Origin of the sequence: Pseudoalteromonas sp. A22 (genome assembly GCF_018141345.1) — a bacterium.
Lineage (GTDB): Bacteria > Pseudomonadota > Gammaproteobacteria > Enterobacterales > Alteromonadaceae > Pseudoalteromonas > Pseudoalteromonas maricaloris.
Genome location: NZ_CP047237.1, coordinates 131,207 through 148,395 on the forward strand (window position 1 = coordinate 131,207; position 17,189 = coordinate 148,395).

A 17,189-nucleotide genomic window follows, 5' to 3' on the forward strand; every position below is an offset into this window, starting at 1 on the left:
CAATCCATTCATTAAATACGGCCAACCACAAGAGCTGGCCTTACTTCCTAGTTGATCTCGTACGCATTGTGATCTCTTACACCACAACCCGCTACGACGATAGGCAAATCGTTCTTAGTTTCTCCAGATGCCGTTTTATCAACTATATTACGCTCCATTGTAACACTCTTTAAGCCTTTGTTAAGTTTTTGATTGTCACCTTTTGATTTTTCCCAATCAAATTGCTTTTCACGCTCAGCAAGTACAAACAAATAGGTCGGTTTACGAGGATCAGATTCATTCTTTTTATTATTCCAAGAATGCATTACCGCTTCGCCGGCTTCAACACCATATAAATGTGTGTAGGCTGCCGCTAATAGCTGAGCTCCAGAATCACTCATCACCATAAGCGCCGTATTTTTATAGTCGCTACCACAATCGAATGACACGTCTACATTTAATGTAGAACCATCAGGCAACAGCAAATCGGCATTCATCCTAGAAACTCGAGCACGGTCCTCTAGTGGAGTTAGGGCGTTAGCCGCACTAATACAAAACATAGTTGCAGCGATTGGAAGTAGTATCTTTTTAAACATAGAGATTTCCTTTTAGTCATAAAATGCGTCCCTTCATCAACAGTTTCAACCAATACGTTATTGAGTCGTATCTAGAGAATTTCTCCTACAACAATGACATGGATTGTTTAAGTGTTAGAAGGCCACGCTACGGTATGCAGATCTCGCATGAAAACATAATTTGCAAGACCACATCTACCATCTTATTTGCAGCTAAAATATCTTCAACTACAAAAGTACTGTGAGCTTAATCTTTAAAGATCTTCTCTCTACTATTGTTGATCTGTAGAGCACCAACTGTAAACACTTAGTTAAGAGCTAATTTTTTATTTTATAATTCCTACCCAAAGTAGACGATGCCTTTGCTAATAATTAGTACAACGGCTAAAGACGTTAATAGCTTATGGAGATACAACTTAAATTGTGCTTTGGATAACTTCATGATTGATGATATGAATCTAAAGTTGCTGTTGTAATGCGACGAAAGAAATTAGAATAGGGGTCCTCAGATGACGGTCAAAAACGCCACACAACAAATTTAACATAATATAAATTATGGGATTATTTATACAGTATTGCATAATACGTATCTGAATTACTATAATATGTCCAATACTAACCAATATCGGACTTATCATGATTTTACCACTGGTCGACACTTTAAAGCAGCTTAGGTATCAAATCGCCCATCTTGAAGATGATACGCTTGGGCATGAATATCCAGAGCTGAAAAAATTCTTGGCTCGTCATGGTAAATCACTACCGGTACATAGCGAGCTACAGTTCTTATTTCAGTTTTTGTATGTTTACGGTCGTAAGTCTGAAGCAACTTTTAACCGCTTTCGTAATGAGCTTGAGCGCTTTTATTTATGGTCGTGGCTGGTTGCTGAGAAGTCAGTGTTTGAGCTAAAACGCGAAGACATCGAGGCATATGTGGATTTTGTGGTAGAGCCAGATAACGCATGGACACAAACTTCTGTGCAGTGGCGTTATAAGCAAAACCAAGGTATCCGTCAGGTTAACGAAAATTGGCGGCCATTTGTTCTCAAAGAAAACGGCGCTAGCCAGCAAACGTTGGCAGCAATGTTTACCGCGCTCAATGTGTTTTACAAGTTTGCCATTTTAGAAGAAAAATCATTTGCTAACTTTGTTCCAGTGGTTAAGAAAAATAGCCCGTATTTAGTGGTTCAATCGCAAATCAATCTTCCTGATACGCTGAGTGATTTGCAATGGGAATATGTTTTTGGTGTAACACGTGATTTAAGTGAACAGCAGCCGGACCTAGAACGAAATCTTTTCGTATTAGCTTGCTTAAAAGGCTTGTATTTACGCATTTCAGAGCTATCTGACCGCCCTCATTGGTCACCAGTAATGAGCCACTTTTGGCAAGATCAAGATGACTTTTGGTACCTAAGAATTATGGGTAAAGGCAATAAGCTAAGGGATGTAACGCTTAGCGAAGACTTTATCAGTTATTTAAAGCGTTACCGGCAGTACCGGGGGTTAAGCACCCTACCTCGCGTTGATGAGCCCTACCCAATTGTTCATAAACTAAGGGGCCAAGGCGGTATGAACGTTCGTCAATTACGCCGTATTGTTCAGCAAAGTTTTGACTTAGCAGTGGCTAAACTAAAGGAAGATGGCTTTACAGAAGAGTCAGAGCAACTCGAAGCCGCAACTTCACACTGGCTAAGACATACAGGTGCAACGCATGATGCGCAACACCGACCGCTAAAGCATCTATCTGAAGATTTAGGTCACGCTAAAATCGCAACAACAGATCAAATTTATATTCAAACCAATATTAAAGAACGCGCCAAATCGGGTTTGAAACGGAAGATTTAGGCTCTGAGCGTTCGGTCTGGATTTTAAGGAGTATATATGAGCTCAAGATCATTGGTAATAATTGAAGATGACTTAGGCCTTGCGGAACTGCTTAGGCGCTTCTTTGAAAAACATGGTTTTATCGTGAGTATCCAAAATGATGGAGTGAGCGGATTGGCGCATGTCCTGCAACTTCAGCCAGATTTTGTATTGCTTGATTTGATGTTGCCAAATAAAGATGGTTTCGAGATCTGTAGGTCACTACAAAACAGGTACAATGGTAAATTGATTGTGTTAACCGCGAGTCACGATGATATAGACGAAATTACGCTATTAGAAATGGGGGCTGATGACTTTATTCATAAGCCAGTCAACCCACGAATTATCCTAGCGAGATTTCGAAAACTAGTTCGCTTAGCAGAAGAAAGTGAGAATAAACAGCAAAATGGGCACGTGATCCGTGTTGGCCCCTTCTCATTTAACTCATCGACAAGGCAAGCAAGCCAAGATGGTATACCGCTTGGTCTCTCAGACAGTGAATACACATTATTCCATTTTTTGGCGTCTAATGTTGACTCTATTCTAAGTCGCGACCAAATTTCAACTCAGCTGTACGGCCGCTCATTTGATGGTTTCGATCGTACAGTTGACAATAAAATAATGAAGATAAGAAAGATTATCGGTGATGAAATGCCCTATCAACACCTCATCACTGTAAGAGGGAAAGGATATATTTTTGTAAATAGCAAGGAAACTGAATGACAAGCATACGTTTTGCATTTGCAAGCTCACTCTTTGTTAGTTTGTTTTTAGTGATAAACCCCCTTTTGACTTCTCTAGCTACAAGTTATTTCTCAAAAGAGCTGAAAAAGGATGTAGAGCTAGATTATCTAGCCTATGTTTATGCTTTAGATGCAGCTCGTCCTGGCTTGGATGATGCTCAGTGGCAAGCTTTACTTGCCCAGATCTCAGAAAAAAGTAATCTAAAAGTACAGACACTAGATAGACCTGCATTTGAGCAAACGACTAAGTTAGTCATCGAAAACGTTTATGATGAGGAATTACAAACCGTAATCGCAAAAATACAAGGTAAAGAGTTAATAGCGTTTTCTGCGCTTGGAGTGCAAGGCTCTGCAGGGGCGATCCTCAATTTTATTCAGTATGGTTTACCCTTAGGACTAATCCTAGTCCTATTTTTGTTGCACTCACTTTGGTTGCAATTTCGACTTTCTAGGTTAGAACATGCTAGTAAATTAATTGCACACGGATTGTTATCTAAACGTGCAGATACCGGACTTTTAGCAGTCGGACGTGTCAATTACGCCTTTAATCAAATGGCTGAAAAATTAGAGTGTGCCTTTGCACAGCAAAGGAATATGATCAGAGCCGTATCTCACGAGTTCAAAACGCCATTATTCCGACTTCAGCTCAAGCTTGAGTTGCTTGATGTTCCACCAAAGAACAAAAATCTGGTTCGAGAGTTATTTGAGGAATGTGAAGAGCTTGAAATGCTGGTGCATGAGATTTTGGAGTTCAGTAAAGTAGAACAGTTTTCCGCAAAGACCAGCGTTTCCAATTTTGATTTGAGTACACTAATTAATGAATACATCGTCACTTTAGAAAAGTATTGTAATCACCCTATAATTATAAATTGTCCAAACTCAGTATGGATAAGAGCCTGCCAAACAGATGTTAAACGCGTGCTTCATAACTTAATTGTTAATGCTGATAAATTTGCAGTCGAGCAGATCCGTGTTTCACTAAGTTTATGTAACGCTCAACTTCTCTTAACTGTGGAAGATGATGGCATTGGCATTGCAGAAGATAAACATGAGTTAGTCTTCCAAGCCTTTTTTACGGTAGATGAAAGTCGCTCAGGAAGAAGACGGGGTGCAGGCCTTGGCTTGACCATCGTAAAAGAAATTTTATTGAACTATGACGCTGAGGTCTCGGTAAGCAGAAGTGAACTCGGTGGCGCATGTCTAACTATCAATTTGTCCCCAATGTTGATCTATTAACTATGACAAACCCCTGACAAATCCGCGACAATCAAATCACCACTTACACTTTAAAATAGCTTCATATTTTAATCGATAGGAAGTTATGATGAAAAAATTCAACTTAAGACCCATCACTTTAATCTTGTGTATCGTCCTTGCTGGTTGCCACTTTGACGAAAATAAAAGCAGTGTAGAGGTTGTTCAACAAACGCAAAGAAATGAGCTTTGGTATTCGGAACATTATGGTGAAATAAAACAAATAGTTGATGAGCGTCTAGTGACCTGGCAAGTAACAGGCTCCTCTTGCTATCCAATTCTGACATTAGACCCTCTTCCGTTATTTGATGCGTTTAGCGCCAAAAGTGCAGGCTTGCTTACCTATAAACGACCCTACGATTCTGGCCCTGTAAAATACACTGAAATATCCAGTCTCGATGAAGTCTGTAAAGACGGATTTATATCTACCTCAGATAAAAGTGACTATACCTTTGATGCACAGGCAATCTTTGAACTTTTTTGGCTGGATATGAAAAATCACTATGCATTTTTCTCTGAGCGTAATATAGATTGGGACGCTGTTTATAACCAGTATGCTGGGCAGCTAAGTGATGCCAATGAGACAAAACTACTAGGCGTATTTCGTGAAATACTTGAGCTACTAAATGATGGTCACACCAGGCTTTATTTTAGCCTTGAAGAAGAACCGATAAATTTTGAAGCTAAACCTACCCTATCCAAAAGGTTAGAACGAGAAGCGGTTGCTCTAAACTTGAGTGGTGAACTTGCTGAAAAATATATTGAAACGCAAACGAATCAACTACAAATGACGATTGCACAATACCTGGTTCAAGAGACAAAGCAAGACTTTATAATGCGTAAGCAGCAAAGTCCAAATGGCCCTAATTGGGGAGTGATTAACACTGGTGGTCAACATATTGGTTATTTGAAACTCTATCATTTTCAAAACTTTATTGATGTAGCAGGTATTGAGCGTCAAGATATTAGTTATGCCAATGCGGCTTTCAACGATTTACTGGATGAAATTTTCACAGACTTATCCCGTACTAATCAGCTGATTATTGATATTCGCGATAATGAAGGTGGCCATGACATACAAGCACTAGAATTAATCAAGCGCTTTATCTCACAAAATACGCTTGTTTGGGATATTAGTACATTTTATGCTGGGGCGTTACATCAGCTGACATCGGTTTATGCAGAGCCTGATAATGACAGGCCATATTATCTTAAAGATATTTATCTCCTAACCTCAAACGGTACTTTCAGTGCTAGCGAAACCTTTGCGTTGGCGATGTCTGCGCTCCCTCAAGTAACATTGGTAGGACGCGCTACGGCTGGTGCTACCTCCGATACTTTTCCACGGATGCTGCCTAATGGTTGGATTTATGAGCTTAGTAATGAGTACTATGAAAATAGTTTGGATTTGAATGTGGAAGTGCTAGGTGTTCCTGTTGACGTTGAAGTCGATCCCTTCGACATCACATTTAGAAAAGAGAACAAAGATGCGGCGATTGAAAAAGTATTGTCACTACTAAGCTATGAGCCTTAATTATGAAAATAATTATGAAAAAGGACATCCACTGATGTCCTTTTTATCATTTAAGTGTCTTAGCAAAAAAGCGATGGATTGAACTACTACATTTAACTCAACTAAATAGCATCACTTACGCTTAAAGCGTACAATCAGCTCGTACATTTCTTTTGCGGTCGATTCTAAATCTTTACTCTCTTGATGTACTTTGTCTGCACTATCCAGGCTATTGTTCGCAAGCTGAGCAATATTCACAACTTGCTGATTAATGTCATCAGACACGGTCGCTTGTTGCTCAACAGAAGTTGCAATTTGCATCGACATATCACTAATTTGGATAACTGCTTGGGTGATTTGTTGTAGCATATCGGTGCTTTGATTCAGCTGTTCAATACCGTGAAGCGATTCTTCTTGGCCTTGCTGAGCAATGTCTACTGACGCTTGTGTGCTGCTGGTTAGTTCTTCAATAATTGCATGGATCTCTTTCGTCGACTCTTGTGTGCGCTGTGCTAGATGTCTAACTTCATCAGCAACTACTGCAAAGCCCCTACCTTGCTCACCAGCTCGCGCAGCTTCAATTGCTGCATTTAGTGCTAGCAAATTAGTTTGCTCAGCGATTTGTTCGATAATTTGTGCGGCTGCTGCAATTTTATCAGTTTGTTTAGAGACACCTTCAACAGAATTGCGGATATCGGCAATGGTATTACTTAAATCACCAAAAGCAATTTTGGTTTTATTAGCGATCTTCTCTGTTTGAGAAGTCAAATCAAGGGAGTTTTGAGCATCTTTAGCACTCAATTGCACGCTGTTAGAGACATCGTTGATGGTTGTTGTCATTTCATTCATGGCAGTAGCAACAAGCTCAGTCTCAGTTTGCTGCTTTTGTAAATCGGCATAAGTTGCTCGCGCTTCTTTACTCGCCGTATGCGCTCCTTTTGATACGTTTTGCGCCGCATGTTCAACACGCGTAAGAATTGTATCTAGGTGTGCCCTTTCACTCTTTAAGCGTACTTGGATTGATGCCATGGTGCCATCCCAAGTCGAATAAACTTGCTCAGATATCTCATCGCAAAAACTGTGCGCCAACTCAGATTCTAGTCGTCTCAGCTGTTCTTTATCGCGCCAAGTTGCATAGGCTGAATATGCCAGCATATTGGCCATCAACCAAAAAAATCCTGCAGACTCAGAAGCAAAATACCAAAGCGCCAGTGATGAGATGATGTTAAAGACTGGCCAAACCACGCGTAATTTGGGAAGACCGAAACTGCTTCCTTTATTAGTATTTACGTTTGTATAAAGTTGACTTGCCCGTTCAACCGTCGCCCTATCTGGGCAGCTTCTAACCGACTCATAGCCAATGATTTTGCCATTTTCTGTTATTGGCGTTACATAGGCATCTACCCAGTAGTGATCACCATTTTTACAGCGGTTTTTTACGATCCCCATCCATGGCTTACCTGTTTTAAGCTGCGCCCACATGGTTTGAAACGCCACAGGTGGCATATCTGGATGTCGTACTATATTATGAGGTTGTCCAACTAACTCATCACGGGAAAATCCACTAACATCAATAAACGCTTGATTGCAGTCAACAATATTACCTTTCAAATCAGTGACGGAGATGAGTTTTACATCGCGAGAAAAGGTTTTTTCTCTTTGGGTTACTGGGTGGTTGGTTCTCATTAGACATGTCCAAAACTAACAAAAAATTGATTTTCCCTTAAAGATTTGCAGGAAAATACGCCCTCAATCCATGAATAGCAATAGAGAAGGGATTAATTAATGATAATTACAACTATAGTGTGAGTTAATTTTAGGCGCAAATTGATTTATGCCAGTTTAGATCGAAATTAGGCTTACTCCCGTATAGCCTTTCTTGTAAAATAATCCTATTAAAATGATAATCTAAGGAGCGTTAGGTGTCTCGCTTTTCAGCCATAACAGATAACCCCCATGAAGGCCGATTTAATTCCAAAACGGGTATTCTTATTACAAATTTAGGTAGCCCAGATGCACCAACGGCTAAAGCACTTAGAGTTTATCTCGCTGAGTTTCTTTCCGATCCCCGTATTGTCGAAATTCCAAGACTAATTTGGTTAATGATTTTGCATGGCATAATTTTACGTGTTCGCCCTAAAAAATCTGCACACGCCTATCAGTCAATTTGGACTGATGAAGGCTCACCTTTGATAACCATTAGTCGAGCGCAAACTGATAAAATAGAAAAGCAATTACGCAGTGAAGGTTTTGAAGGCATCGAAGTTGAGCTTGCCATGCGCTATGGCAACCCGTCAATTGAATCAGGGCTTGAGAAGTTAAGAGAAAAAGGCATCACACGAATTATCATTGTGCCGCTATATCCTCAATATTCCAGCGCGACAACAGGTTCAACCTTTGATCAGATCTCAAAGGTGCTAAGAGGTTGGCGCTGGGTACCAGAACTGCATTTTATTAATGGCTATCACAAACATCCGCTTTATATTGAATCTTTAGCTAATTCCATTAGAGAAGATCTTGAGGCGAATGGAGAGCCAGATAAATTGGTTTTTTCATATCATGGAACACCAAAGTTATTTTTAGATAGAGGCGACCCGTATCATTGTTTTTGCCAACAAACGACTCGCTTAGTCGTTGAAAAACTTAATCTTGATAAAGAAAAAGTGATGACGACCTTCCAAAGTCGTTTTGGTAAAGCAGAATGGTTGCAACCTTATACGGACAAAACACTTGAGAGTTATCCGAGTCAAGGTATTAAAAACGTCGCAATTTTAAGCCCAGCTTTTAGTGCCGATTGCTTAGAAACACTCGAAGAGTTAGAAGTTGAAAACCGTGAGATATTTGAGTCTGCTGGCGGTGAAAAGTATCGCTATATTCCAGCACTAAACGACCGTGATGATCACATTAAAGCAATCACTGCGTTGATAAAACCACTGTTGTAATAAAGGCACAGAGGCAATCTGCTATTTTTTAGGTGTGATATCAAAATATCACACCTTTATTTTTCTAACGCACTTTGTGTTTGTTCAACAAAAGCGTCTGTTGTGAGTAACTCAAGGCAGGCATCTATTGGTTTTGCGGGGCTGTAAAAGAATCCTTGAATGTGATGACAACCGAGCTCTCTTAACTTTTCGAGTTGAGTAAACTGCTCTACCCCTTCGGCTATTACACCAATTCCCAACTTATCACTGAGCTTAATGAGGCAGTCTATCATTACTTGTTTGTTGTAATCAGACATTAAGCTGTCGACAAAGCTCTTGTCTATTTTTAGGTAATCCACTTGGTTTTCTATCAAGTTACTTAATGATGAATAGCCAGTACAAAAATCGTCAAGCGAAACCTTTATCCCATGCTCTCTTAGTTGATTAAGCGTTTTCCAAGTATAACGATTTGTGGCAAGCGATTCGGTAACTTCAATGGTAATTGCTTCATACGGGATCTTTGCTTTTTCGATGGCAGAGGTAATTAACTTCACCTGATTAATACTGGCTTTAAACTCACTAACAGAACGGTTAATAGAGATCCCAACCTCTGTAAAACCAGCTTGGTGGATTTTTGCTAAGTCTTGGCAACTACGCTCAAGCACGAACTGTCCAACTAAATGAATAAGACCAAATTCTTCGGCGATAGGAATGAAAGTACCTGGTGATACCATTCCGTATTCATCATCAAACCAACGTACTAGGGCTTCAAACTTTGTGATGTGGTTGGTATCAGCATTAACGATCGGCTGATAATAAACGGTAAGCGCTCCTTCTTTCAGTGTTTGTTTTAACTTGTCTTTAAGCTTTATTTTATTTAAATAGGCATTTTGAATTGCGGCATTGTGTAGGGCTACCTGTCCACGCTCGGTCTTTTTCACACTGTTAAGTGCATGCGCAGCGTTTCTGAGTAAATTTGCTGCGGTGATCCGAGAGCCAGCTTCAAGCTGAGCTATGCCTGTCGAGCAAGTGACTTCTATGGTAATTTCATTAAATACATAGGGCTGAGAGAGTTTCTGTGAAAGCTTTTGAGCAATCTTAAGCGCGCTTTCCACATCGCTGCACGTAAGTAGTAACGCAAACTCGTCACCACCGTATCTTGCGATAATATCATTTTGGCGAACCGCATTTTTCAATCGTTTAGCTACAGAAATAAGTACCTTATCGCCAATCTCCGGACCAAAGACATCGTTGACTTCTTTGAACCTATCCAAGCCAATAAAAAGCAATGAGCAACTGGTATTGTTACTTCTTGAGCCCGATATTTGTTCTTCTAAGCGCTGCATAAAGCTACGGCGATTTAACAGCGCGGTTAATGGTTCATGATTAGCGTAGAAGGTAAGTTGAGACTCGTTACGCTTCCATTCGGTAATATCTCTAAAAATGCCGACGTAGTTAGCAACTCGACCTTGCTCATCCTTCACCACACTCAGTGTTAATTCCTCAGGATAAATCTGACCGTTCTTGCGACGGTTGTGGATCTCTCCTTTCCAATGGCCAACCGTGCTCAATGATGCCCACATGGCTTCATAGAATGATTTATCTTGTTTACCAGATGATAACACCGCGGGGTCTTGGCCCAATAATTCGTAGCCGGTATAACCCGTTAGCCGCTCAAATGCACGATTTACCATAATGATTTTATTTTCATTATTGGTGATCATAATGGCTTCTGTAGCATGCTCGAACACAACATTAGTGAGTTCGAGCTGTTTATTTAGCGATGAAATATAGCTAATATCTTGAATAGTCGCAGTGAATACAAACTCATCGCTATGCTGCTCATCAGACTCTACTTGTCCAATAATTCTTAATAACCCATGATTTTCCGTGCGAGCGGCCAATGAAACTTGCAAATCAGTATTTCGAACGGCACCTAACCTCACTTTTTCTAATGCAATCCGCAGCCTTTCACTATCTTCTATCGTGAGTTTATCGAGCAATAATGACAGCGACGGAGAATGAGCTTTTGTCTTAAGTAGATGATTTAGGTGGGGGGAAAAGTAGTGCTTATTTTGTTTAAGTTGCCATGTCCATGTGCATAGGTCCGCTATTTGCTCACCTTTTGCAAGTTGTTTGAGTAAAATTCCTTGTTTGGTCAATTCTAAATTGTGGCTAAGCTCCGTTGAGATCAGGTGTCCTAATTCTTGAAACCATAGTTTTTCTTCTAGGCTAACTTGTTTTTCTTTATTAAACAAACAGACCATTATTCCTATGGGTGTATGATCTAATGCTCGCAAAGTTAAACCAAGATAACCCTCTATGCTTAAAACGCGAAGGATCTCATCCTCTTCATAAAGTTGCTGTAAACCACTTGTGACGCAACATACATCATTTCTTGCTTTAGCATCAAAACAAGGTGTCCCTTCAAGGTCATAAATAATATTATCGACTTCTTTACCATCCGCGAGGTACATCACGGTCTTTACACGCTTATCGTTATCGATAAATTTACCCACAAAACAATGATCCGCATCAAATCGTTCATACAACTGTTTCAATGCAAATTGATATCGCTGATTAGTGGATGTTAAATTGTAAAAATGGCTAAACGTTAAATTCATAGAAGTCTGTATGGCTCATTCCCGACCAAGATTTTTGTTTAATAAATAATAATAGCTTAATAAACTACATAGAATATAAATACAGATCAATAAATTTGCTTTGTGATGAGAAATTGAGTCTAGTGAAGGTTAGATAGCGCCGATTGGCGCTATCTAAGAAGAAAATTTGTTTAACTACAGTTGCGGTTGTACGTCCAAACCATAACCAAACATCACAGCGAGTACCAGTACAGTTGCCGCAGCGACCATGAGTTTAGCCATCAACGGCATACAGAATCTAAACCAATGTGTGTAAGGGACGCCAGCCATGCCGAGTATCCCCATTAATACCGCATTTGTTGGCACTATCATATTTGAGAAGCCGTCACCAAACTGATACGCAAGTACCGCAACCTGTCTTGGTACACCAACTAAGTCGCCTACCGGCACCATCAGTGGCATAGTCACATATGCCTGACCTGAGCCCGACGGAATAAACATATTTAAAAGCGTTTGGATAAGTAACATACCAACGGCCGAAACTTCTGCAGCAACATAAGAAAGAGGAGTTGAAAGTCCATGCACAATCGTGTGAAGGATTTGACCATCTTCAAGAATAAGGGCAATACCACGAGCTACGCCAATAAGCACGGCAGTAGTGACCAAGTCTGAAACCCCTTCAATAAAACGGTTTGCAGCTTCGTCTGCTGAAAGTTTACCAAGAATTGAAATCACGACACCCCATGCGATAAATAAACCACCTAGCTCGTATAAATACCACCCCTGAGTGGCAATTCCCCAAACTGCACAAACAAGTGTCACAATAAAAGTAAGCAAAATGGTTCTATGACGACCGTTAAGCTGCGGATAGCTAGGTGCGGCCTGACCCGCCAGTGGGCAAGGCACATCTTTCATCATCGAGTGTTCAGGATTTTGCTGTACCTTTTTGGTGTAGCTCCATACATGATGAAAGCCAATCAGTACAAAGGGAACAAAAATAGCAAATCTTAACCATATGCCCGAATATACTGGTACTTCAGCAATTTGCTGGGCAATTAATACCGTAAATGGGTTGAATGCTGAAACACCGTATCCAATACCGTAGCCTGCGATGATCATGCCAACGGCAGTCATGGCATCTAGCCTCATTGCCTTACAGAGCGCAACTAAAATCAGCACAAACGGAATGTATTCACCTGCAGTACCTATCGCACTTGACGCGATTGCAAAACAAAACACCACCATAAAAATCAGCTTTTGTGGTTTATCGCCATTTTTCTCAAGTAAGCGACCGATCAATGCATCAACAGTGCCTGTTGCACGTGCAATTGCGAGTACACCACCCACTATCATCACAAAGAAGATAACGTCTTGCGCGGCGGCAAAAGCGCGAGGAATAGCTTTTAACAGATCCCAAGGAGTAAGTTGAACAGATTCTTCTGCAATGTGGTAGGTGCCAGCAAGTACAACTTGTCTGCCAGTGTCAGTGGTTGCAGTATCAAAAAAGCCTTGTGGAATAATCCAGGTCGACAGCAATGCAATTAGCATCATACCTAGCAATAAGACTAGTGTATGAGGAACTTTCAATGTTTTTGCCATGGAAAGTACAGCTCCAAATTAGGTAACGGTAAGAATTGCAACGCATCTTACCGATATTCGGAGCAGATTTCACTTTTTAATATCGAATTTCCAATTATGCTACATTATGATTAGCTAAAACGGCATGCTCTACGCGGTTTCTACCGTTAGCCTTCGCTTGATATAAACTACGGTCCGCTAGTTTAAGTGCGTGATGCAAATCCTCAGAGCATAGCGGCCAATGAGAGATCCCAAGAGAAATCGTGATATGTCCCGCCTCGCCAAACTCAGTTTTAGCGGTACATGCGCGCAGACGCTCAGCGATCCTATCTGCTTTGTCTATATCTACATGCGGTAGAAACATCAAAAACTCTTCACCACCACTACGACATAGGTGATCTTGTTCACGTGCATTAGTGCGCATCAGCTCTGCGAGTTTTCTGATTACCACATCACCAACATCGTGGCCGTAAGTATCATTCACGTGTTTGAAGTGATCGATATCGAGCGCAATAATGCTAAACGGAGTTTGCTGCTCATAGGCAGTCTCTAGCCACTTTTCCATTCCTCGTCTATTGAATAAATGAGTCAGCTGATCTTGCTTTCTTTCATCGTCAAAGCGCTGGATCTGTGCTCCTAAGTTTTTAACACTACTGTGCATTGCCTGATAAAGCCACGCGGCTTCATAATACCATGTGGATACATGTGGAAAATCGATGTTTCTGCCATCTTGCACTTGCTCTGATAACTTAGCTAATCGCCATAATGGCTTAGCAATTAAGGTTCCGAGTCCAAGCACACAAATCAGCAAGAATACGGTAAACGGAATGGTCGTTTTTAAGACGTGCCGCATGGTGTTCGCTAATTGTGACATCGTGACCTCTAATGGGCGTTGTGCCACGACCCCCCAACCACTCGTCGGTACTGAAGCATACCCAGCTAGCATTGCTACCCCTTGGGTATTGACGATTTGGGCGGAACCTGAAGTTTTGCTGAGTAATGATTCAACGACCTCATTTTTGGTGACGTCTTGCCCAATACGATGATCATCATGATGATAAATGAGTTTACCGTTGGGGCCGGTAACATAAATATAGGTTTTGTCTTGGTGATGATGGTTTGCTAATAATCGGCCTAAGATATTGTCACCTTTAAGATAAATCCCGGCTGCGATAAAACCTACGAATATTCCTTCTTGGTCAAACATTGGATGAGTTGGGCTCACCATCAAATTCCCAGCCGGCGAAACAAATGGACCTACAATAAAAGGGGCTTTTTCACGAAGTGGCAAAGTTTCGACTTCATTTTTGAGTGTAGCTCCTATCACACCAAGTGAACTTGGTTGGGCACCGATAATTTCACCTTTTGCGTTTACTAACACGATAGAGTCAAAACTATGTGTCCTTGTAAGCATTTGACTCAACTCTTTATTAACCACCTCAGGGTTATCTAGCTGCGTCGCAATGGTTTCGCTCGACGCTTTTAGTTGCATCAATACTGATTGCAAGAAGAGATCGGTAACATCTGCTAACTTAGTTGCATAGGCACGATTTGCCTCTAGCGTATCTTTTACCATCACCTGTTTTTGCACTTGGTAGCTCGAAAACAATGCGTTTAGTAACGATGTAAATACGCATAATGTGGCAAGAATGAGTATCAGCTTTTTAAGGTCTAACCAATGTTTTGCTTTATTTATTTGTACCACTAAAAATTCTCTTTAATGTACTTCCATGACATTTTAGCTATTCGTTTGAGTGAAACAGTTAATCTATATCAAACTCTGGTCAGACCAATAACGAATTAGAACGTCCACATTCTGTGTGCCCGTATTATAACCACATGGTTAAAAATATTTAGTTTTTTGAACGGATTATTGGTATTGTCTCAGCTATCAGGTGTAAAATAATCTGAACATAAATACAGCGAAGTTCTTAATGAAGAAAAAGACTACCAATCCACTAGTTGGCCACTTTACACTTGCTTGCCTTGCGCTTGCGGCGATATGGATGTTCGTATCTGATAAAGATGCATTGCTTGTCCTTAATTCCTTGGTTCTTGTCTATATTGTATTTGCTTTAGCAAAACGGTTGATGAAATCTTCCAATAAAAAGTAACTTACTCTACTCACCTAGTTCAGAGCTAAGTTACGCATTAGCCCTGAACATCATAAATAGTTTGTTTTACTGCCTAACCAGCTTTAATAGATTTTCTCCCCTACTATCAAGCTCATTAAGTGGCTTAAGCCCCATAATGTGTGTAAGTGTTGGGTAAACTTCTAAATTGCTAGCTTGCTCTATCGTTACACCCGATTTAAAGGCGGGGCCACTTGCGACAAAAAATGCGGCCATATCAGCTGTTACCTCATACCCATGTGTACCATAATAGCCTTGCTTGCCTTTCTGCATAAAGACAATAGGTGCTTTTGCTTGCAGGATAATGTCACCGATACGAGAAGACTCACCGCCATTAAGTTGCTGTTTTCGCTCACTACTCAACACCTCATAACGACCCTCCGCTTTTTCACGTAACTGCTGTATAAGTGTCTCAGCTTCAAGTTTTTCTTCGCCTAGCGCATAAAGCGACACTCTCGTTCCACTGTTTTTGATAGTCCATTCTTTAGGTATATCTAGCTCTTCGAGGATCACAGCTTTGTCTGGCTCTATACTTGCCATACCATGATCAGAAACGAGTACTAGGTTCACTTTAATTTTGTCCTTTTTCAAAGCAACGACAAAATCTCCGATTAAGCCATCAACAAATTGTACTGCTTCTCTCGTTTTTTCATGGTCAGGTCCGTATCCATGACCCATAGAATCCACTAGAGAAAAGTAGCTGGCGACAAACAATGGTTTTTCGCTTTTTGGTAATTTTAGCCAATTGTGTATTTCATTAAGACGATTCTTGTAATCGGCTTTCTTTGAATAATGATAGTAATAGTCAGGCGTCATACCATTGATTCTAGCGTCTGATTCTGGCCAAAAATAAGCGGCAGATTTATATCCATGCATTTTTACAAGATTCCATAAGGGAATACCACTTATCCAAGAGCTATCCACTTTACCCATCCCCATCTTATAACACTCTTCACGCTTCTTATCGCAAAAGTAATTATCGACGATGCCGTGATTGATTGGTTTTAAACCCGTAACAATAGACAGGTGATTTGGAAATGTCTTAGTCGGATATTGAGGCCATAGCTTAGTCGCTCGGACGCCCTGCTTCGCAAGATTTGCAATATTCTTTGCATCGTGTTTTTCAATGTAGTCCCATCTAAATCCATCGATGGAGATCAATATGGTTGTCGCGCGCTCAGCAAAGGCAGTGCAACTAAAGATAGATAAGGTGAAAAGGAGGATTCTTAGCATGTATAAATTCCCGTGTCATGTGAGTACCGCTGCAAAAGTAAGAGGCTGTGCAGCATAATCCGTGTGATTGCGGCCGCATTAAATCACAATGATTTGAAATTTATATTGATTTGCGGTCAGTGGATGGCAATTATAGATATTCGGGGAGGGTTAACTTTCACTATGTTGTAGTTGAGCTTAATTAATGCTTGATCTAAGTCAAAGTGACCTTTATATTAAAGTTTCAATAATTACTGAAAGTTTAGAACAATGAACTTATCACCAAAAATAGAAAATTTTGTACTTCATTGCGGCGAAATGGGAAGCCGTTGGGGTTTCAACAGAACTATAGGACAAATGGTTGGTTTGTTGGTTATTAATGAAAAACCATTAACAGCGAACGAAATCGCCGATGCGTTAAAAATTTCACGCGGTAACGTGAGTATGGGAATAAAAGAATTGCAATCTTGGCAACTAGTTAAGGTGCATCATATTCCCGGCGACCGTAAAGAATACTACTCTCCAAACGGCTCTATTTGGGATCTCGCTAACCGCGTATTTGAAGAGAGAAGAAAAAGGGAAATCGACCCAACACTCACTCTACTTCGTGACCAAATCCTAGATAGCGCCAACTCACCTGAAGAAGTGTATGCACAGCAGCAAATGCAATCCATTCATGACCTACTTGAAACCGTCACTAAGTGGTCAGCGGAACTTCAACGCCTATCACCAGAGCAATTGCAATCGTTGATGAAGCTCGGTTCTTCTGTGAGTAAAGTAATAGATTTAAAGGATAAATTATTACGTAAGTCTTAA

General features: G+C 40.5%; 12 protein-coding genes. 6 read left to right on the top strand and 6 right to left on the bottom strand.

The features are described from left to right. Positions 1-47 precede the first annotated feature (47 nt). Positions 48-575: a hypothetical protein gene (locus GSF04_RS00520; protein WP_211857050.1), complete on the bottom strand. Its 528-nt coding sequence runs from the start codon at positions 573-575 to the stop codon at positions 48-50. A 615-nt stretch (positions 576-1,190) separates the two neighbouring features. On the opposite strand from GSF04_RS00520, the gene GSF04_RS00525 reads away from it, so the two are divergent. From GSF04_RS00525 to GSF04_RS00540, 4 genes are all read left to right on the top strand, one after another. Next, on the top strand, positions 1,191-2,399 hold the full coding sequence (locus GSF04_RS00525) for a site-specific integrase (RefSeq protein ID WP_211857051.1): 1,209 nt from the start codon (positions 1,191-1,193) through the stop codon (positions 2,397-2,399). Positions 2,400-2,435: 36 nt separating this feature from the next. Beyond that, positions 2,436-3,140, top strand: a complete 705-nt coding sequence (locus GSF04_RS00530; RefSeq protein WP_174169221.1) for a response regulator transcription factor — start codon at positions 2,436-2,438, stop codon at positions 3,138-3,140. After that, positions 3,137-4,396: an ATP-binding protein gene (locus GSF04_RS00535; RefSeq protein ID WP_211857052.1), complete on the top strand. Its 1,260-nt coding sequence runs from the start codon at positions 3,137-3,139 to the stop codon at positions 4,394-4,396. Before GSF04_RS00530 ends, GSF04_RS00535 begins: the two co-directional genes overlap by 4 nt. A gap of 85 nt (positions 4,397-4,481) precedes the next feature. Beyond that, complete coding sequence (locus tag GSF04_RS00540; protein WP_211857053.1) at positions 4,482-5,948, top strand: S41 family peptidase; 1,467 nt, start codon at positions 4,482-4,484, stop codon at positions 5,946-5,948. 111 nt (positions 5,949-6,059) lie between these two features. Here GSF04_RS00540 and GSF04_RS00545 read toward each other — a convergent pair whose 3' ends face one another. Continuing rightward, positions 6,060-7,613, bottom strand: a complete 1,554-nt coding sequence (locus GSF04_RS00545; protein WP_211857055.1) for a PAS domain-containing methyl-accepting chemotaxis protein — start codon at positions 7,611-7,613, stop codon at positions 6,060-6,062. Between the two features lie 236 nt (positions 7,614-7,849). On the opposite strand from GSF04_RS00545, the gene hemH reads away from it, so the two are divergent. Next, a complete protein-coding gene (gene hemH, locus GSF04_RS00550; RefSeq protein ID WP_211857056.1) occupies positions 7,850-8,869 on the top strand; it encodes a ferrochelatase in 1,020 nt (339 codons plus the stop codon). 56 nt (positions 8,870-8,925) lie between these two features. Here hemH and GSF04_RS00555 read toward each other — a convergent pair whose 3' ends face one another. The 4 genes from GSF04_RS00555 to GSF04_RS00570 form a co-directional block, all read right to left on the bottom strand. Continuing rightward, positions 8,926-11,472 carry a GGDEF domain-containing phosphodiesterase gene (locus GSF04_RS00555; RefSeq protein ID WP_211857057.1) on the bottom strand — a complete coding sequence of 849 codons (2,547 nt, stop codon included), beginning with the start codon at positions 11,470-11,472 and terminating at the stop codon, positions 8,926-8,928. A gap of 174 nt (positions 11,473-11,646) precedes the next feature. After that, positions 11,647-13,050, bottom strand: a complete 1,404-nt coding sequence (locus GSF04_RS00560; protein ID WP_211857058.1) for a TIGR00366 family protein — start codon at positions 13,048-13,050, stop codon at positions 11,647-11,649. 94 nt (positions 13,051-13,144) lie between these two features. Beyond that, complete coding sequence (locus GSF04_RS00565; protein WP_211857059.1) at positions 13,145-14,734, bottom strand: sensor domain-containing diguanylate cyclase; 1,590 nt, start codon at positions 14,732-14,734, stop codon at positions 13,145-13,147. A gap of 475 nt (positions 14,735-15,209) precedes the next feature. Continuing rightward, the gene (locus GSF04_RS00570) at positions 15,210-16,394 is read right to left on the bottom strand and encodes an alkaline phosphatase family protein (RefSeq protein WP_211857060.1); all 1,185 of its coding nucleotides are present in this window, start codon (positions 16,392-16,394) and stop codon (positions 15,210-15,212) included. Between the two features lie 249 nt (positions 16,395-16,643). On the opposite strand from GSF04_RS00570, the gene GSF04_RS00575 reads away from it, so the two are divergent. Continuing rightward, the gene (locus tag GSF04_RS00575; RefSeq protein ID WP_010605404.1) at positions 16,644-17,189 is read left to right on the top strand and encodes a MarR family transcriptional regulator; all 546 of its coding nucleotides are present in this window, start codon (positions 16,644-16,646) and stop codon (positions 17,187-17,189) included.